This window comes from Methylobacterium sp. JK268 (genome assembly GCF_054052225.1).
In genome coordinates, this window is the sequence record NZ_JBSVZN010000012.1 from 147319 (window position 1) to 162536 (window position 15218).

A 15218-nucleotide genomic window follows, 5' to 3' on the forward strand; every position below is an offset into this window, starting at 1 on the left:
GACTCATGCCGATCAACGTGCTGATGCCCGCCCTCTCGCCGACCATGGAGAAGGGCAACCTCGCCAAGTGGCTCAAGAAGGAGGGCGACCCTGTCAAGTCCGGCGACGTGCTCGCCGAGATCGAGACCGACAAGGCGACCATGGAGGTCGAGGCGGTCGACGAGGGCGTGCTCGCCAAGATCGTGGTGCCGGAGGGCACCGCCGACGTGCCGGTGAACGACCTCATCGCGCTGATCGCCGCGGAGGGCGAGGACCCGAAGAGCGTCGGGAGCGGCGAGGCGCCGAAGGGTGGGGCGCCCAAGGCAGCGGCCAAGGAGGAGTCGGCGCAGGACCAGGACCGCACGCCGGGCGGCGGCACCATGGCGTATGCGCGCGTGAACGAGGCGCCGGACGCCGCCAAGGCGGAGGCCGGATCCGCGGCGAAGCCGAACGGCGCCGCGGCGCCGCAGCCGGGCGGGCGGGTCTTCGCCTCGCCGCTGGCGCGCCGCATCGCCAAGCAGGAGGGGATCGACCTCTCCGGGATCAAGGGCTCGGGTCCGCACGGGCGGGTGATCGAGCGCGACGTGCGCGCGGCGGTGAAGGACGGCACCGGCCCGGCGCCGCAGCGGGCCGCCCCGGCCGCGTCCGGCGAGGCGCTGCCCGCCGCCGCGCCGTCCGCCAAGCCGGCGGCCGCCGCCGCCGGGGCGCTGCCGCCGGGCCTGACCGGCGAGCAGGTCAAGGCGATGTTCGAGAAGGCGAGCTACGAGGAGGTCCCCCTCGACGGCATGCGCAAGACCATCGCCAAGCGCCTCGTCGAGTCGAAGCAGACGGTCCCGCATTTCTACCTCTCGCTCGACTGCGAGCTCGACGCGCTGCTCAAGCTCCGCGAGCAGGTCAATGCCGGCGCCGGGAAGGACCGGGACGGCAAGCCGCTGTTCAAGCTCTCGGTGAACGACTTCGTGATCAAGGCCCTGGCGCTCGCCCTGCAGCGGGTGCCGAACGCCAACGCGGTCTGGGCCGAGGACCGGATCCTGAAGTTCCGCCACTCCGACGTCGGCGTCGCGGTGGCGGTGGACGGGGGCCTGTTCACGCCGGTGATCCGCAAGGCCGAGCAGAAGACGCTCTCGACGATCTCGGCCGAGATGAAGGATCTCGCCGGGCGCGCCCGCACCCGCAAGCTGAAGCCCGACGAGTACCAGGGCGGCACCACGGCGGTGTCGAACCTCGGCATGTTCGGCATCAAGGAATTCGGCGCGGTGATCAACCCGCCGCACGGCACGATCCTGGCGGTCGGCGCGGGCGAGGCGCGGGTGGTCGCGAAGAACGGCGCCCCGGCGGTGGTCCAGGCGATGACGGTGACGCTCTCCTGCGATCACCGGGTGGTGGACGGGGCGCTCGGCGCCGAACTCCTGGCCGCCTTCAAGGGCCTGATCGAGAACCCGATGGGGATGCTGGTGTAACGTGCGGCGACCAGAATGCGTGTCGACGTCCTCCGCAGCGCAAAGCCGTGGCTCCTCTCCTCCCCCTTGTGGGGAGGAGGTGGAGGTGGGGGTGGAGCAGGAGGCACCGCTCTCGCTTGACGCGGCACCACCCCCACCCCTGACCCCTCCCCACAAGGGGGAGGGGAATGCCTGCGCTTGCTGCCGCTCACCTGACGGTTCGGTCATGCAGCCAGTAGGGGTTGAGTCATGACGTGGCAGCGATCATCGACCACCTCGGCGACGTCACGCACGAAAGCGCACGCCCGCACCCTGCGCCGCGCCATGACCGAGCCGGAGAAGCGCCTCTGGTGGCATCTCCGGCACCGCCTGCCGGTCGAGGGTTCGCACTTCCGCCGCCAGGTCGCGATCGGCCCGTCCATCGCCGATGTCTGCTGCCTGAGCGCCCGCCTCGTCGTCGAGGTCGACGGCGACCAGCACGGCCACGACAGTCACCTGATCCACGACGCCCGCCGCACCGCGGCACTCGAGGCACAAGGCTTCCGCGTCCTGCGCTTCACCAACGCCGAAGTGATGCGCGCCACCGACACCGTCCTCGACACCATCCTGGCCGGCTTGCCGGCACCCGTCACGGAGCCCTGAATGTCCGACAGCTACGACGTCCTCATCATCGGGGCCGGCCCCGGCGGCTACGTGACCGCCATCCGGGCGGCCCAGCTCGGCTTCAAGACCGCGGTGGTCGACCGCGAGCATCTCGGCGGCATCTGCCTCAACTGGGGCTGCATCCCCACCAAGGCGCTGCTGCGCTCGGCCGAGATCTTCCACTACATGCAGCACGCCAAGGATTACGGCCTCTCGGCGGAGAAGGTCGGGTTCGACACGGCGGCGATCGTGAAGCGCTCGCGGGGCGTCTCGGCGCGGCTGAACGGCGGCGTCGGCCTGCTGCTCAAGAAGAACAAGGTCGACGTGATCTGGGGCGAGGCGCGGATCGAGACGGCGCCCAAGGGCAACGCGGCCGGCACCGTGGCGGTCGCGGAGTCGAAGCGCGCCGAGGCGCCGAAGGGCGCCAAGGGACCGGGCACCTACCGGGCCCGCCACATCATCGTGGCGACGGGCGCGCGCCCGCGCGTCATCCCGGGGATCGAGCCCGACAAGACGCGGATCTGGACCTATTACGAGGCCATGGTGCCGGCGGCGATGCCCAAGAGCCTCCTCGTCATGGGCTCGGGGGCGATCGGCATCGAGTTCGCCTCCTTCTACCGGACCATGGGCGCCGAGGTGACGGTGGTGGAATTGCTGCCGCAGATCCTGCCGGTGGAGGATGCGGAGATCGCCGGCATCGCCCGCAAGCGCTTCGAGAAGCAGGGGATCCGGATCCTCACCGGCGCCAAGGTCGCGAAGGTGGAGAAGGGCAAGGAGTCGGTCACCGCCACGGTCGAGGCGGACGGCAAGAGCCAGCAGATCACCGCCGAGGTGCTGATCTCGGCGGTGGGCGTCGTCGGCAACATCGACAATCTCGGCCTCGAGGGACTCGGGGTGAAGACCGGTCGCGGCATCGTGGTGACGGACGGGCTCGGGCGCACGAACGTGCCGGGGATCTACGCGATCGGCGACGTCGCCGGCCCGCCGATGCTGGCCCACAAGGCCGAGCACGAGGGCGTGCTCTGCGTGGAGACGATCAAGGGCCTGCCCACCCACGCCATGGACAAGGGCAAGATCCCGGGCTGCACCTATTGCCAGCCGCAGATCGCCTCCGTGGGCCTGACCGAGGCCAAGGCGAAGGAGCAGGGCTTCGACATCCGGGTCGGCCGCTTCCCCTTCGTGGGCAACGGCAAGGCGATCGCGCTCGGCGAGCCGGACGGGCTCGTGAAGACCATCTTCGACCGCAAGACCGGCCAGCTGCTCGGCGCCCACATGGTCGGGGCCGAGGTGACGGAGCTGATCCAGGGCTACGTGGTGGCGATGCAGCTCGAGACCACCGAGGAGGACCTGATGCACGCGGTCTTCCCGCACCCGACCCTGTCCGAGATGATGCACGAGAGCGTGCTCGACGCCTACGGGCGGGTGATCCACATGTGAGGATCGCCCCCGCCGGGACGCTCCCGGGGAGCCAGGGTTGTCGCTGGCCCTCTGCGGCTGGTCCGAAGGCCGTCCGCATCACGGGCACCGGCGGACGAGACGGAACTCCGGCCGGGAGCGGGCCATGCGGTGCGCAGGAGAGGAAGCGCTGCCCTCGGCGTGATCGGATGCGCGCCCTCGCCGGGAAACAAGAAGGGCCGCCTTTGCAAGCGGCCCCGGAGTCGAGGGAGGAAACGCCCGTGTTGGGCGAGGGTCGGTGTAGGCCCGCCCGTCCCCGACCGCCGTGCGCGAGCGCACACGACCGGCGCGACCGCCCTCAGTCGCAATCCTCCCGGCGAACCGTCTTCGACTCGCCCCTGTCGTTCTCCTTGTGGACCGTGGTGTGCGAGCAGCCACCCCGGCGCTCGACGACGGTCCCGGCCCGGTCCGGACCGGTCGCGGCGTGGCCGACGCCCGCCCCCACCGCGGCACCGACCGGTCCGCCCACGGCCGCACCCGCCGCCGCGCCGGCCGCAGCCCCTTCCTCCGCCGCATAGGCCGCCGAACCCATCAGGGTCATCGCCGCCAGCAGCATGACACTCCGCCTCATGGTGCTCCTCCTGGTCCTGCGAGCGGGAGGCAGGGGTGCCGCGCCGCTGTCGGGCTCGGAACCGTTCTCCGGCCGGTTCCGTTCCTGCCCCGATCGAAGGAGACCGGGATGCGGCGCAGGCGTGGATGGGCGGCCAAGGTTCTGATCGCGTGGTTCGGGATGATGGCGGCCACCGCCGCGGTGAACAGGATGAACGCCGATGCGGGCGAGCGGGGACTCGCCGCCGCCCCGGCCGCAGCACCGGTCCCGGGCGAGGCGGGACCGTCCCGGAAGCGCTCGCGATCCTCTCACCCGCGCGGGGACGCGGGCCGATGAGGCATCCGGGCCTCCGCCCGCCCCTCCTCGCACCACCACGGGTTTAGAACCGTTCGCTTTCGCGGCAACCCGCCACTCTTGATTGCGGCCACGGTCCCGGTAAACGCCGGGGATCCCGGCCTGCTCACTCGGTCCGCCGCGCTCCGGCTCCGCGAACGACTGGCAATGGCGGCAGGGCTCGTGGCGACGGGGCACCTTGGACCAGTTCTCCCGGCTGTTCCCTGTGACGCTCAGTGGGTCGAGTGGTCACGAGAGGGTCAGCGCGGCGGAGAACAGGAACCGCGTCGCTGGCTCATGGCCCACCCACCTCCTCGGCAGGCCTCCCGCGCATGGCCCGGAACGGCCCGCCGTCGCCCCGCGGGCGCGTGCCGCCGGCCATGCGCCTCGGCGCTCCGGTCGGCTGATCCGAGGCGCCGATCGCGGCAGGACGGGTCGCGGCGAGAGACGTCGAGGAACATTGTCTTATGCCGGGAAATTGGTCGCGCCGAACGTCCTGGGTGACCCATGCCCGGGAGTCGTCTGGTCATCCCGGGAGATCCCCATGCACCGTCGCGACTTTCTCACCAGCATGCTCACCGCCACGGCCGCCCTCGCGGTCACGCGCACGGCGGTCGCCCAGCCGGTTGCGGCCGGGGCCATCCCGACGCCGGTCTACCTCGCCATGGCCACCAAGGGCGGCCTGTTCCTGGAGACCACGGCCCGCGACGCATTCGCCAAGACCGGCAATCCGCGGGTGAAGCGGTTCTCCCGGGCCGAGGTGGTCGAGCAGGTCACCCTCGCCAACAGGATCGACGCCGCCACGGGCGGCGCGCCCGCCATGGCCGGCCGCGGCCCGGCCGGTCCCGGCGGCCTCGTCGGCGGTCTGGTGGCGGCCCCGCTCGCCGTCGCGGGCGGCGTGGTCGGCGCGACCGCGGGCGCGGTCGGCGGCGCGCTCGGCGTGCCCCCGGGCGGCATGACGTCGGACGAGCAGAAGGCCCAGATCATGGCGCAGCTCAGCGGCCTGCAGCCGGGGCCCCAGTACGACGCCCTGTTCGTCAACGCCTCGCTCCAGAGCCACCAGGAGGCGCTGGCGATCCACGGGGGCTACGCCCGGACCGGCGAGGATCCCGCCCTGCGGCGGATCGCCCAGGGCGCCCTGCCGCTGATCCACCTGCACATCTCCCAGCTCTCGCAGATGCAGCGCCGGATGGGCGGTCCGCAGGGCTGAGACCGGGGGGCGGCCGGCCCCGTGCGGGCGGCCGCCGCCCGCACGGCTCACTCGGGACGGAGACCTCCGGATGACGACCAAGAAGAGACCCGGTGCGGATGACGGCGCGCCCTGCGGCGAGCGGGATTTCGGCGATTCGGCCGGGGAGGGCGGCGGCGGATCCGGCCTCGACCGGCACGAGGTCGGGGACGACGTCCCGCTCACCGATCATCCCCACAACCCGCTCGACGACGTGATGACGCCCCCCGCGACGAAGCGCGACGCGTGAGAGTGCTGCGGGACGCCGTCAGGACTTCCCGCCCCGCACCAGCCTCAGGACGGCGAGGCCCGGCGGCAGGTCCGGGGGCCGCGGGCTCGCGTCCAGGTCCACGAACCGCGCCTTGCACACCGGCACGCAGGGATTGCCCGGGCGCCGGGCCGGGCGCCACGGGCAATCGAAGGCGATCCGGTCGAGCACCTCGTCGAGGGGGCGATCCGGGCCGAACTTCGCGGCGAGCCGCGCCAGCCGGTAGGAGCCCTGCCGGTGCGGACAGAGCGGGCAGGCGACCCGGACCACCACGTAGGGATAGCCCGCGAGGTCGCGTGGGCCCGGCCCGTCAGGCATCGCCGCGGCGGCGGGGGCCGCCGAGCGAGATCAGGCGGCTGCGCTCCCGCGTGCGCCGCTCCGCCTCCATGAGATCCGCGAGCGCATCCGTGATCGCGCAGCGGAGGGCGAGGTCCGGATCCCCGGCGGCCCGCGCGAGGTAGGCCGCCGCGATCTCCTCGATCGGGGACGAGCGAGGGGCCGGAGCCCCCCGGGATGCCGATGCCTTCGCCACGGGCCCTCCTGCCGACTCACATTGGAACGAAACAGGAACACGCCACGAGCCGGGGGGTTCGGTCAAGGGGATCGCCCGGCCCGGGACGGGTGTGGACGAACCCTCCGATCCGGGCGCGGCGCCCGCGTGCGCCCCGGCACGCCGCCCCGGAGCGCGGGATGGCATGGTGACGACATCCTGATGGGCGGCACCGAGGCCACCCGACAGACCACATCCGTCAGACGCCCTCGACGCGCTCCGAGCGGGTCGGTTCCACAGAGGAGTTCACCATGATCAAGCGCTCGCTCGCCACCGCCGCGGTCTTCAGCGTCGGGCTGGCCTCCGTCGCCCACGCGAACCTCACCCTGAGCCCCTCCGCCGCCGTGACGCCGGCGTCGGTCGCCGCGCCGGTGGTGGCGCAGCCGGCGCCCGCCCGCCCGGCCCCGCGCTACGCCGAGGTGAAGACCCTGGCCCCCCTGACCCAGACCGACGCCGACGAGCGGGCCGAGCCCGTGCGGCCGGCGCCCCGGGTGATCGACCTGCCCCGGGCCGACGCGTCGAGCCAGAGCTACGTCTCCCCGCCCAAATCCGCCTCCCTCTCTACCCAGCCCCAGCGCGTGTCGCAGGCCGTGCCGGCCGCCGAGGTGGAGCCCGCCGTCAGCGAGGCGGTGCCCGCGCCCGCCCCGAGCCGGGTCGAGGCGCCCGCCCGGGAGGTGGTCCAGGCGCCCCCGCCGGCCCCCCGCAACCCGGCTCGCCCCGCCGGCTACCGCAGCGCCAAGTGGGACGGCGGCGGCGGCGCCACCTGGAAGACCGGCAAGAATGCCTACGGGTTCGAGGGCTCCTTCGGCGGCTGCCGCTTCGCCGGGTTCAGCGGGCCGAACGGCTTCAAGCTCGACCGGATGTGCCGCTGAGCCCGTCCCGACGACGAGAGACCCCGCCCGGCGCGAAGCCGGGCGGGGTCTCTCGTCGTCGGGGTGTCTCGACGGTTCAGGCGGCCCGGGCCGTCGCCCGCAGCCGATTCTCGTTGCTGGCCGTCGGCAGGACACCGCCGGCCCGGGGCGTGAGGCGGTCCGCGGCGACCAGGACCAGCGAGGCGTTCACGGCGGCGGCGGCGAGGAGGGCGAGAGCGAGCATCGATCGGGTCCCGAGGAACGTTGTGCGATGCACCCATTATGGCACCGCACCATCGCGTTGGTATACCACATTCCAACTGTCGGGCATGCGTGTCGTGCATGGGCGGCGGTGCCAGCCTACTCCTCCGACCAGAATTCCGCGCCGACGGGTCCGCCCGAGGGACGATACGGATCGAACCGGACCGCGCGCCCGGCGCCGCCCGACCAGGAGCCCCGCTCCCAGGCCTCGGGCAGGTCGGCTGCGTCCTCGATCTCGGCCGGGCGGCGGGCGAGGCGCGCCCCGTGCCCCGGCCGGGCCGCGACGAGGCCGCTGCCGCCGCCCTCGATGACCACGTGGGTGTGGGCGAGCCCCTCGCGGCGGACGAGGGCGAACAGCGTCGCGGCATTCCTCACCCGCAGGCGGACGCAGCCATGCGAGGCCGGCCGGCCGATCTGGCGGACATGGCCGGACCCATGGATGGCGTGGCCGGCCTGGGTGAAGAAGATGGAATAGGGCATCGGCGCGTCGTCCCACTCCTTCGAGAAATGGGTCGCCTCCATGCGGAAGGGCCGGAACGAGCCGCTCGGCGTCTCATGGCTCGGCAGGCCGGTGGAGACCGGCCAGACGTAGCGCTCCCGTCCGTCCACGCTCACCACCATGCGCTGATCGGCCTTGTCGACCCGGATCGTCACGTCGGCCAGGGCGGGGCAGGCGGCCAGGACCGAGACGAGGCCGGAGAGCAGGGCGGGCAGGAGAGGGCGGTGCGGGCGCATGGCTGACCTTCTGGAGTGGCCGCGATGCTAAGGTTTCGGGTCCGAGCCCGTTCCATGCGGCCCGCGCAGGGCCGAGTCCGGCGCCCTCGTTCGGGCCGGGCGATTCAGGGGTTCCTAACCATGGCGCGGCAAGGTCGCCGCGGCCGCCGTTCCCTGTGGCACCTTGCGGTCTCCGAAGGAGAGCCTCTCGTGTTCGTTCTCATCGCAGCCGCCCTCGGCGGCGGCATCGTGACGGCAGCCCTGGTCCATCCGCACGGTGTCGGCTGGGCGCTGGCCGCGGTTCCGTTCGGCGGCAGCGCCGCCGCCCTGGCGGCGGGCGTCGCCCTGGCCCTTCTGCGCGGCCCGGCCGCCGCACAGGACGGCGTCGACATCCAGGCCGACATCGACGCCCAGACGGACGCGATGGTGGCCTCCCTCCGCGAGGCCGCCGCCCGGGGCCGCGCGGAGGCGCCGGCAGCCGAGGAGACCGGGCGGCGCGACGTCGCCTGACCACCGGCCGCGGATGCGGCGCGGCGCCGCTCAGGCGGCGCGCCGCGGTGCCAGAAGCGCGGCGAGGGCGGTCCGGCCGTACAGGATCGCCGCCAGGAGCACCGGCCAGGTGAAGACCGCGATCGCGGCGGGCAGGGACCAGTGCCAGCCCACCACGGCGCCGAGGATCCCGGCGACGGAGCCGAGGTAGCGCAGATAGAAGACCGGGATCGCCAGCAGGAAGGCCACGATCCAGGGCAGGCCCAGGACCTGGATCAACCCGGCCTGGACCGCCAGCAGGTTGGTGACCCCCATGACGAGGAAGACCCCGAAGGCCAGCTTCTGCTGCATGTGCGTCTCCCTGTGGCCGATTCGCGCGCGGTCGCCGTCTCGGGCGACAGAGCACGGATGGCGCGCCGGGGCAATCGGGCGGGGTCGCGGCCGTCTTGCGGCCAAGCGTCCCCGCCGGTCGTGCTGGACTTCCGTGAACCGGAAGCGTGTCTTTAGGGTTGTGGTGAGGGAGGGGCCCTAGGCTCGTCCGCTGGAGGCTCGGCCATGGCGATCACGGGTCGGTTCAATTTCCGCAGAACCCTGACCGGCAAGCTGGTGCTGCAGGTCGAGGCGGTGCGCCCGGGCTGGTGGCCCTTCGGGCGCACGTCGTCGCCGGGTCACGTCTGGCGCGACGCCACCATGACGGACTTGGCGGCGATCGAGCTGCAGCCGCTGCTCAACCTGCGCGGCAATCCCGGCTACACGCCGCGCAGCCCGGTGATCTTCATGATGCATCCCGACAAGCCCGCGACGCCGCCGAGCGCCGAGGTGGTCACCCTCGCGGCCCACCGCGCCGCCGGCCAGGGCGGCTGAGAGGGGATCCCCCGGCCGTGCCCGCTCAGCCCCCCGCCAGGGCGACGAGCAGGCGCGCCGTCGCCTCGGGGTCGCTCACCATGGCGTCGTGTCCGGTCTCGAGCACGGCCCAGTTCCAGCCGGGTTGCTGGCGAATCCACGCCTTGACGCCGTCGAGGGTCGGGTAGCGGGGGCTGTTGCAATCGACGTAGGTGCGCGGCAACCCGTTCCCGAGCGGATGGCGCAGGGTGAGGGGGCTCTCGTAGGTGCCCAACGGGTGCGGCGTCAGCCTTCGGGCGAGCCAGGCCGCGTCGGCGGGATCGAACACCCCGAAGGCCTCCGGCGGCGGGGCGGGCAGGCTCACGCCCCCGCTCGGCGCGGCGGCCCGGCGCCGCGCCGCCACCGTCTCGGGGGACAGGATGTCGAACGGTGCCCGGCCGGGCTCCACCAGCAGCGCGTCGAGATAGACGAGGTGCCGGATCCGCTCGGGCGCGGCGTCGGCGACGCCGCTGATCGCGAGGCCGCCGAAGGAATGGCCGACGAGCACGACGTCCTGGAGTTCCTCCGCGACGAGCACGCCCGCCACGTCCTGCACGAAGGTGTCGAGGGTGATGGCGCGGGACAGGAGGTGGGCCCGCTCGCCGAGGCCCGTGCAGGTCGGGGCGAGGACGCGGTGCCCCGCCGCGCGCAGGCGGTCCGCCACGCGCCGCCAGCACCAGCCCCCGTGCCACGCCCCGTGCACCAGAACGAAGGTCATCTCCTCGGCCACATGCCCCTCCCGGCCTCGACCCGACCCCGCGATTCAAGCGCGGAGGCGGGGCGGGCACAAGCGGGGTGGTTCACCGCCGAACCCGCGTCGCGCCGGGCGGTGCGCTGGCGGATCACTCCTCCTCGGTCGCGGGCACGGCGCGGGCGGCGAGCAGGCGTTCGAGGGACGCGAAGGCGCGTTGCGCCTCGGCGGTGCGGCCCGCCGCGCAGGCCGTCTCCGCCGCCTGCGTCCACAGGAGCAGCTGGTTGAACGCCGCCTGGCCCGGGGCGGACCCGACGCGGGCGCGCCGCGCGACCTCGGCCGCCATCGCCACGCGCACGCCGTGGCCGGCCGTGCCGCACAGGTCGGCCCGCGCGGGAAGCGCCGCCCGCGAGACCGGCGGCGCGCTCAGCATCGTCATCCAGAAGGCCAGGGTCGCGAGCCCCAGGGCCGCCAGTGCGGCCCCGGCCGTCGCGTGCAGCCGGGATCCGGCCTGCGGCCCGGGTAACACCCGCGCCACCACCGCCGGCGCATCCGCCACCTCGGCGCAGCAATGCGTGTAATGGATCGATCCGTCGCAATGACGGTGCGGCCAAGCATGGTGCATGGGTCGCCCCTTGTCACGGGCAAGCGCGACAGTGTTCTGCGTCGCCTGCGATCGGCGTCTTGTCGAAAATTACGGCCCGCTCGATGGGAAAGATGTGAGATAACGCACAGGGCGGCCTGATCCGGATGCGTCATCCTTGACCAATACCGGACGTGATTCTGTCAATTCTTCCAGCAGAGTGGGATCCGGCATGCCGCCGCGGGCGTGCACCCGTCCGCGGCATCTGCTAGGGACGGCGGCAGGTTCTCGAAGGCCCTCCATGCATGCATCTCCCGACGACGCGACCCGGATCGCCAGCGGCGTTCCCGGCCTGGACACCATCCTGGGCGGGGGCTACGCGGCCAACCGCGCGCACCTGATCGAGGGCCGGCCGGGCTCGGGCAAGACCACGCTCGCCCTGCAATTCCTGAGGGAGGGGGCCCGGGCCGGGGAGACCTGCCTCTACATCACCCTCTCGGAGAGCCGCCGCGAACTCCTGAACGTCGCCGACCAGCACGGCTGGGCTCTCGACGGGATCGAGATCTTCGAGCTCGTGCCGCCGGAACTCTCGCTCGACCCGTCCCAGCAGCAGAGCCTCGTCCATTCCTCGGACCTCGAACTCGGCGAGACGATCCGGATGGCGATCGCCGAGATCGACCGCATCAAGCCTCAGCGGGTGGTGCTCGACAGCCTGTCGGAGATCCGACTGCTCTCGCAGGGCTCGCTGCGCTTCCGGCGGCAGGTGCTGGCCCTGCGCAGCTACCTCCTCATCCACGACACGACCGCGCTCCTCCTCGACGACATCACCTCCGAGCAGGACGACCTCAACCTGCACAGCCTCTGCCACGCGGTGCTGCGGCTGGAGCAGCTCGCGCCCCTCTACGGCGGGGAGCGGCGGCGGCTGCGGGTGATCAAGATGCGGGCGACGGCCTTTCGGGGCGGCTTCCACGACTTCGTCATCCGCCGGGGCGGCGTCACGGTCTTCCCGCGGCTGGTGGCGGCCGAGCACGGCCACCCGTTCCCGGAGGAGCGGCTGACGAGCGGCCTGCCGTCCTTCGACGCGCTGCTCGGCGGCGGGCTCGACCGGGGTACCAGCACGATGCTGCTGGGGCCCTCCGGGGTCGGCAAGTCCTCCACCGCGCTGGCCTTCGTGGTGAGCGCGCTGGCGCGGGGCGAGCGCGCCCTGATCCTGAGCTTCGACGAGGTGTCGAGCGTGCTCAAGCGCCGGGCGCGCGGCCTCGGCATGGACATCGAGCCCTTCTGCCAGTCGGGCCTGCTGCGGATCGAGCAGATCGATCCGGCCGAGGTCTCGCCGGGCGAACTCGCCGCCATCGTCCGCGAGGCGGTCGAGGGGGACGATGCCCGCGTCGTGCTGATCGATTCGCTCACCGGCTACCACAACGCCATGCCGGAGGAGCAGTACCTGCAACTCCAGATGCACGAGATCCTGACCTACCTGAACCAGCAGGGCGTCACGACCCTGCTGGTCCTGGCCCAGCACGGGCTGGTCGGCCAGATGTCGGCCTCGGTCGATCTCACCTATCTCAGCGACACGATCGTGCTGTTCCGGTTCTTCGAGGCGGTCGGAGCCTTGCGACGGGCGATCTCGGTGGTGAAGAAACGGGTCGGACCGCACGAATCCGCGATCCGGGAACTTCGCATCGAGAGCGGCGGTTTGCGGGTGGGCGCCCCGCTCTCCGCCTTCCGGGGCGTGCTCACGGGCATTCCGACCTACGAGGGGGATGTCGGCCGCCTCATGGCCGATCGGGACGGTGATGATAGAGAGTGATCCGCCGGTCCTGATCCTCGCCCCCAGGGGCCGCGACGCGGTCGTGGCCCGCCAGATCCTCACCGAAGGCGGGCTGACGACGCGGCTCTGCACCGGCCTGCCCGACCTCGTCGCGCAGCTGGAGGAGGGGAGCTGCGCGGTCGTGACCGAGGAGGCGCTGCGGGACGCCGACCGGCGGGAGCTCGCGGCCCGGATCGCCGGCCAGGAGCCCTGGTCGGACTACCCGTTCGTGCTCCTGACCCTGCGCGGCACGCCGCCCGATGCGCGGCTGATGGAGGCGCTCGGCAACGTCACGCTGCTGGAGCGGCCCTTCCACCCGGCGACGCTCGTCACCGCGGCGCGCTTCGCCGTGCGGGCGCGGCGGCGCCAGCGGGAGACCGCCTCCTTCCTCCGCGAGCGCCAGCAGACCGCCGAGCGCCAGACCCTGCTGATCCGCGAACTGCACCACCGGGTGAAGAACACGCTCGCCACCGTCCAGGCGCTCCTCGGCGCCTCGGCCCGCTCGGCCACCGGCGTCGACGAGTTCTACCAGAGCTTCTCGGCCCGGGTGATCTCGCTCGCCAAGACCCACAACCTGCTCACCGACGATTACTGGCAGATGGCCTCGCTCCAGGAGATGCTGGAGAACGAACTCGGCCCCTACAACGACCCGGAGGGGCGGCGCATCGCGCTGGACGGCCCCCCGGTCGACCTCACGGCGGATCTCGCGGTGCCGACCGGCATGGCGATCCACGAGCTCACCACCAATGCGGCCAAGCACGGGGCGCTCTCGGTCCCGGAGGGCCGCATCGCCGTGCGCTGGGGCGTCGAGGCCCGCGAGGGCATCCGGCGCCTGCGCCTCGACTGGACCGAGCGGGGCGGACCGCCGACCCGCGCGCCGACCCGCCGGGGCTTCGGCTCGACCCTGCTGCAGCGCGTGCTCACCATGCAGTGCGGCGCCGATATCGGCTTCGACTTCGCCCCGGCCGGCCTCCACTTCCGGATGGAGGCGCCCCTGGTCGAGACCCGGACCGTTCCGCAATACTGAACCTGCCCGGACCGTCGCGCAGACGTCCCGGACGTGGAATAGGGAGGGGCGGGGCCGCGCGGCGCGGCTTCCTCAACGGACGAACACGCGGGGGGGATCGGATGGACGGTCATGTCTACGGGGCGCTGGGGCAGCCCGGCGTCGGTGTCCTGATGGCGATCGTGATCGGGGCGCTGGCGGGTTGGCTGGCGGAGAGGTTCACCTCCTCCACATGGGGCTCCTCGCCACCATCGTGCTCGGCATCATCGGCGGCGTGGTCGGCAACGTCCTGGCCGCGCAGCTCCACATCCCGGTCTACGGCTTCTGGCGCAACCTGATCTCGGCGACGATCGGCGCCGTGATCGTGATCACCCTCTACCGGGCCGTGCGGGGCCAGCGCTCGACCTATTGAGGCGCGCGCCGCCGCGCGGCGGCGCGTCACGCCCCATTTGCCCAAAGGGCGCCGAGTCCTTAAGTCGGGATCTCGGCGCCCCGGGGGTTGGGCGCCGTGCCCGGATCACCCATGGCCGTCGTCCTCGATCTCCTCGCCCACGACACCCGCCCGCGCCACCCGGAGAAGGCGCACCGGCCCGACCAGCCGATCCAGCGCAAGCCCGACTGGATCCGCGTCAAGGCGCCGGGCTCACCGGGCTGGGCCGAGACCAACCGGATCGTGCGCGAGCACGGGCTCGTCACGGTCTGCGAGGAGGCGGGCTGCCCCAATATCGGCGAGTGCTGGGAGAAGAAGCACGCCACCTTCATGATCATGGGGGATACCTGCACGCGGGCCTGCGCCTTCTGCAACGTGCGCACAGGCCTGCCGCAGGCCCTCGACGGCGCCGAGCCGGCCCGGGTCGGCGACGCGGTGGCGCGGCTCGGCCTCTCCCACGTGGTGATCACGTCCGTGGACCGGGACGACCTGCGGGACGGCGGCGCGGCCCATTTCGCCGCGGTGATCGCGGCCATCCGGGCGGCGAGCCCGACGACCACGATCGAGGTGCTGACCCCCGACTTCCTGCGCAAGGACGGGGCGCTCGACATCGTCGTGGCGGCGCGGCCCGACGTGTTCAACCACAACCTCGAGACGGTGCCGTCGAAATACCTGACGGTCCGTCCGGGCGCCCGCTACTTCCACTCGATGCGGCTCCTCCAGAAGGTGAAGGAACTCGATCCGCAGATGTTCACCAAGTCGGGCATCATGGTGGGGCTCGGCGAGGAGCGCAACGAGGTGCTCCAGCTGATGGACGACCTGCGCTCGGCGGAGGTGGACTTCCTCACCATCGGCCAGTACCTGCAACCGACGAAGAAGCACCACCCGGTGCTGCGCTTCGTGCCGCCGGACGAGTTCCGCGCCTATGAAATCACGGCCTACGCCAAGGGTTTCCTGCTGGTCTCGGCGACGCCGCTGACGCGCTCCTCCCACCATGCGGGAGCGGATTTCGCCCGGCTGCGACAGGCCCGGCGCGACCGCCTCGCCACCGCCTGAC

The 15218-nt window shown here is 72.5% G+C and carries 21 protein-coding genes; 13 read left to right on the plus strand and 8 right to left on the minus strand.

The window, feature by feature from the left end:
• The first annotated feature begins 5 nt into the window (after window positions 1–5).
• The 3 genes from ACW9J6_RS15240 to lpdA all read left to right on the plus strand — a co-directional run bounded on the left by ACW9J6_RS15240 (window position 6) and on the right by lpdA (window position 3497).
• Entirely contained in the window at window positions 6–1439 is a 1434-nt protein-coding gene (locus ACW9J6_RS15240; protein ID WP_457117327.1) for a pyruvate dehydrogenase complex dihydrolipoamide acetyltransferase, read from the plus strand.
• 228 nt (window positions 1440–1667) lie between these two features.
• Window positions 1668–2060: an endonuclease domain-containing protein gene (locus ACW9J6_RS15245; protein WP_457117328.1), complete on the plus strand. Its 393-nt coding sequence runs from the start codon at window positions 1668–1670 to the stop codon at window positions 2058–2060.
• Complete coding sequence (gene lpdA / locus ACW9J6_RS15250; protein ID WP_457117329.1) at window positions 2061–3497, plus strand: dihydrolipoyl dehydrogenase; 1437 nt, start codon at window positions 2061–2063, stop codon at window positions 3495–3497.
• Window positions 3498–3813: 316 nt separating this feature from the next.
• On the opposite strand, the gene ACW9J6_RS15255 is transcribed toward lpdA, so the two are convergent.
• Window positions 3814–4086, minus strand: coding sequence for a hypothetical protein (locus ACW9J6_RS15255; protein ID WP_457117330.1), 273 nt, complete (start codon window positions 4084–4086; stop codon window positions 3814–3816).
• Between the two features lie 108 nt (window positions 4087–4194).
• Here ACW9J6_RS15255 and ACW9J6_RS15260 point away from each other — a divergent pair, with 108 nt between their 5' ends.
• The 3 genes from ACW9J6_RS15260 (at window position 4195) to ACW9J6_RS15270 (ending at window position 5876) form a co-directional block, all read left to right on the plus strand.
• The gene (locus tag ACW9J6_RS15260) at window positions 4195–4401 is read left to right on the plus strand and encodes a hypothetical protein (protein ID WP_457117331.1); all 207 of its coding nucleotides are present in this window, start codon (window positions 4195–4197) and stop codon (window positions 4399–4401) included.
• A 541-nt stretch (window positions 4402–4942) separates the two neighbouring features.
• Window positions 4943–5608, plus strand: a complete 666-nt coding sequence (locus ACW9J6_RS15265) for a DUF4142 domain-containing protein (protein ID WP_457117332.1) — start codon at window positions 4943–4945, stop codon at window positions 5606–5608.
• 70 nt (window positions 5609–5678) lie between these two features.
• Window positions 5679–5876 (plus strand): hypothetical protein, encoded by a 198-nt coding sequence (locus tag ACW9J6_RS15270; RefSeq protein ID WP_457117333.1) that lies wholly within the window; start codon window positions 5679–5681, stop codon window positions 5874–5876.
• 18 nt (window positions 5877–5894) lie between these two features.
• Here the strand turns inward: ACW9J6_RS15270 and ACW9J6_RS15275 are convergent, their stop codons facing one another.
• Together ACW9J6_RS15275 and ACW9J6_RS15280 are read right to left on the minus strand one after the other, a co-directional pair.
• Complete coding sequence (locus ACW9J6_RS15275) at window positions 5895–6212, minus strand: hypothetical protein (protein ID WP_457117334.1); 318 nt, start codon at window positions 6210–6212, stop codon at window positions 5895–5897.
• On the minus strand, window positions 6205–6426 hold the full coding sequence (locus ACW9J6_RS15280; RefSeq protein ID WP_457117335.1) for a hypothetical protein: 222 nt from the start codon (window positions 6424–6426) through the stop codon (window positions 6205–6207). Before ACW9J6_RS15280 ends, ACW9J6_RS15275 begins: the two co-directional genes overlap by 8 nt.
• Before the next feature lie 269 nt (window positions 6427–6695).
• Between ACW9J6_RS15280 and ACW9J6_RS15285 the strand changes: the two genes are divergently transcribed.
• Window positions 6696–7316 carry a translation initiation factor IF-2 gene (locus tag ACW9J6_RS15285; RefSeq protein ID WP_457117336.1) on the plus strand — a complete coding sequence of 207 codons (621 nt, stop codon included), beginning with the start codon at window positions 6696–6698 and terminating at the stop codon, window positions 7314–7316.
• Window positions 7317–7392: 76 nt separating this feature from the next.
• Here the strand turns inward: ACW9J6_RS15285 and ACW9J6_RS15290 are convergent, their stop codons facing one another.
• Entirely contained in the window at window positions 7393–7539 is a 147-nt protein-coding gene (locus ACW9J6_RS15290; RefSeq protein WP_457117337.1) for a hypothetical protein, read from the minus strand.
• Window positions 7540–7655: 116 nt separating this feature from the next.
• Window positions 7656–8291 carry a L,D-transpeptidase gene (locus tag ACW9J6_RS15295; protein WP_457117338.1) on the minus strand — a complete coding sequence of 212 codons (636 nt, stop codon included), beginning with the start codon at window positions 8289–8291 and terminating at the stop codon, window positions 7656–7658.
• Window positions 8292–8480: 189 nt separating this feature from the next.
• Here ACW9J6_RS15295 and ACW9J6_RS15300 point away from each other — a divergent pair, with 189 nt between their 5' ends.
• Complete coding sequence (locus tag ACW9J6_RS15300) at window positions 8481–8780, plus strand: hypothetical protein (protein WP_457117339.1); 300 nt, start codon at window positions 8481–8483, stop codon at window positions 8778–8780.
• Window positions 8781–8810: 30 nt separating this feature from the next.
• Here ACW9J6_RS15300 and ACW9J6_RS15305 read toward each other — a convergent pair whose 3' ends face one another.
• Window positions 8811–9110 carry a hypothetical protein gene (locus tag ACW9J6_RS15305; RefSeq protein ID WP_457117340.1) on the minus strand — a complete coding sequence of 100 codons (300 nt, stop codon included), beginning with the start codon at window positions 9108–9110 and terminating at the stop codon, window positions 8811–8813.
• Window positions 9111–9314: 204 nt separating this feature from the next.
• On the opposite strand from ACW9J6_RS15305, the gene ACW9J6_RS15310 reads away from it, so the two are divergent.
• Window positions 9315–9623, plus strand: a complete 309-nt coding sequence (locus ACW9J6_RS15310) for a hypothetical protein (RefSeq protein ID WP_457117341.1) — start codon at window positions 9315–9317, stop codon at window positions 9621–9623.
• 25 nt (window positions 9624–9648) lie between these two features.
• Here the strand turns inward: ACW9J6_RS15310 and ACW9J6_RS15315 are convergent, their stop codons facing one another.
• Together ACW9J6_RS15315 and ACW9J6_RS15320 are read right to left on the minus strand one after the other, a co-directional pair.
• Window positions 9649–10371, minus strand: a complete 723-nt coding sequence (locus ACW9J6_RS15315) for an alpha/beta fold hydrolase (RefSeq protein ID WP_457117342.1) — start codon at window positions 10369–10371, stop codon at window positions 9649–9651.
• A gap of 112 nt (window positions 10372–10483) precedes the next feature.
• Complete coding sequence (locus ACW9J6_RS15320; RefSeq protein ID WP_457117343.1) at window positions 10484–10957, minus strand: hypothetical protein; 474 nt, start codon at window positions 10955–10957, stop codon at window positions 10484–10486.
• A gap of 259 nt (window positions 10958–11216) precedes the next feature.
• On the opposite strand from ACW9J6_RS15320, the gene ACW9J6_RS15325 reads away from it, so the two are divergent.
• The 4 genes from ACW9J6_RS15325 to lipA all read left to right on the plus strand — a co-directional run bounded on the left by ACW9J6_RS15325 (window position 11217) and on the right by lipA (window position 15217).
• Window positions 11217–12725, plus strand: coding sequence for an ATPase domain-containing protein (locus ACW9J6_RS15325; protein ID WP_457117344.1), 1509 nt, complete (start codon window positions 11217–11219; stop codon window positions 12723–12725).
• The gene (locus tag ACW9J6_RS15330) at window positions 12712–13752 is read left to right on the plus strand and encodes a sensor histidine kinase (RefSeq protein WP_457117345.1); all 1041 of its coding nucleotides are present in this window, start codon (window positions 12712–12714) and stop codon (window positions 13750–13752) included. Before ACW9J6_RS15325 ends, ACW9J6_RS15330 begins: the two co-directional genes overlap by 14 nt.
• Before the next feature lie 211 nt (window positions 13753–13963).
• Window positions 13964–14143 (plus strand): GlsB/YeaQ/YmgE family stress response membrane protein, encoded by a 180-nt coding sequence (locus ACW9J6_RS15335; RefSeq protein WP_457117346.1) that lies wholly within the window; start codon window positions 13964–13966, stop codon window positions 14141–14143.
• Window positions 14144–14254: 111 nt separating this feature from the next.
• The gene (gene lipA, locus ACW9J6_RS15340) at window positions 14255–15217 is read left to right on the plus strand and encodes a lipoyl synthase (RefSeq protein ID WP_457117347.1); all 963 of its coding nucleotides are present in this window, start codon (window positions 14255–14257) and stop codon (window positions 15215–15217) included.
• The last annotated feature ends 1 nt before the right edge of the window (window position 15218 follow it).

Coding starts and splice junctions, on each gene's coding strand:
- ACW9J6_RS15275 (WP_457117334.1), bottom strand. CDS start 6,212: ATGCCTGACGGGCCGGGCCCACGCGACCTCGCGGGCTATCCCTACGTG.
- ACW9J6_RS15295 (WP_457117338.1), bottom strand. CDS start 8,291: ATGCGCCCGCACCGCCCTCTCCTGCCCGCCCTGCTCTCCGGCCTCGTC.
- ACW9J6_RS15245 (WP_457117328.1), top strand. CDS start 1,668: ATGACGTGGCAGCGATCATCGACCACCTCGGCGACGTCACGCACGAAA.
- ACW9J6_RS15320 (WP_457117343.1), bottom strand. CDS start 10,957: ATGCACCATGCTTGGCCGCACCGTCATTGCGACGGATCGATCCATTAC.
- ACW9J6_RS15325 (WP_457117344.1), top strand. CDS start 11,217: ATGCATGCATCTCCCGACGACGCGACCCGGATCGCCAGCGGCGTTCCC.
- ACW9J6_RS15260 (WP_457117331.1), top strand. CDS start 4,195: ATGCGGCGCAGGCGTGGATGGGCGGCCAAGGTTCTGATCGCGTGGTTC.
- lpdA (WP_457117329.1), top strand. CDS start 2,061: ATGTCCGACAGCTACGACGTCCTCATCATCGGGGCCGGCCCCGGCGGC.
- ACW9J6_RS15335 (WP_457117346.1), top strand. CDS start 13,964: ATGGGGCTCCTCGCCACCATCGTGCTCGGCATCATCGGCGGCGTGGTC.
- ACW9J6_RS15330 (WP_457117345.1), top strand. CDS start 12,712: ATGATAGAGAGTGATCCGCCGGTCCTGATCCTCGCCCCCAGGGGCCGC.
- ACW9J6_RS15290 (WP_457117337.1), bottom strand. CDS start 7,539: ATGCTCGCTCTCGCCCTCCTCGCCGCCGCCGCCGTGAACGCCTCGCTG.
- ACW9J6_RS15285 (WP_457117336.1), top strand. CDS start 6,696: ATGATCAAGCGCTCGCTCGCCACCGCCGCGGTCTTCAGCGTCGGGCTG.
- ACW9J6_RS15255 (WP_457117330.1), bottom strand. CDS start 4,086: ATGAGGCGGAGTGTCATGCTGCTGGCGGCGATGACCCTGATGGGTTCG.
- ACW9J6_RS15240 (WP_457117327.1), top strand. CDS start 6: ATGCCGATCAACGTGCTGATGCCCGCCCTCTCGCCGACCATGGAGAAG.
- ACW9J6_RS15310 (WP_457117341.1), top strand. CDS start 9,315: ATGGCGATCACGGGTCGGTTCAATTTCCGCAGAACCCTGACCGGCAAG.
- ACW9J6_RS15305 (WP_457117340.1), bottom strand. CDS start 9,110: ATGCAGCAGAAGCTGGCCTTCGGGGTCTTCCTCGTCATGGGGGTCACC.
- lipA (WP_457117347.1), top strand. CDS start 14,255: ATGGCCGTCGTCCTCGATCTCCTCGCCCACGACACCCGCCCGCGCCAC.
- ACW9J6_RS15270 (WP_457117333.1), top strand. CDS start 5,679: ATGACGACCAAGAAGAGACCCGGTGCGGATGACGGCGCGCCCTGCGGC.
- ACW9J6_RS15265 (WP_457117332.1), top strand. CDS start 4,943: ATGCACCGTCGCGACTTTCTCACCAGCATGCTCACCGCCACGGCCGCC.